Source organism: Salinimicrobium oceani (assembly GCF_012037645.1).
Map to the genome: position 1 here is coordinate 1 of NZ_JAAVJR010001426.1, position 310 is coordinate 310.

At 40.0% G+C, this 310-nt stretch carries 1 protein-coding gene; it reads right to left on the minus strand.

Annotation, left to right across the window (positions count from 1 at the left end; genetic code table 11):
- On the minus strand, window positions 1-242 hold a 242-nt coding region (locus tag HC175_RS22490; RefSeq protein ID WP_168140035.1), incomplete at its 3' end, for a DUF1573 domain-containing protein.
- Window positions 243-310 lie beyond the last annotated feature (68 nt).

The window sequence follows — 310 nt, forward strand, 5'->3', positions numbered from 1 at the left end:
CCTGGAGCAATAGGATCTTTCGGTTTTTCCGGAATAGTACATCCGCAGCTTGAAGTAACATCGGTGATCACCAATGGAACATTACCTGTATTGGTAAATTCAAAAACGCGAACCCCGTCACTTCCTTTCTGTATTTCGCCATAGTCGATCACTTCCGACTTAAATTCGATCCTGGCAGTTTCCTGCGCCTGTACTGCAAAACCCGCAAAAACGAAGATGGCAATTGCAATTAATTTTTTCATAGTCTTTTGGTTTATCAGAATTGTAAAGATAAGATTTATCTGCTTATTCCCGCAAATAAAATGGCAAT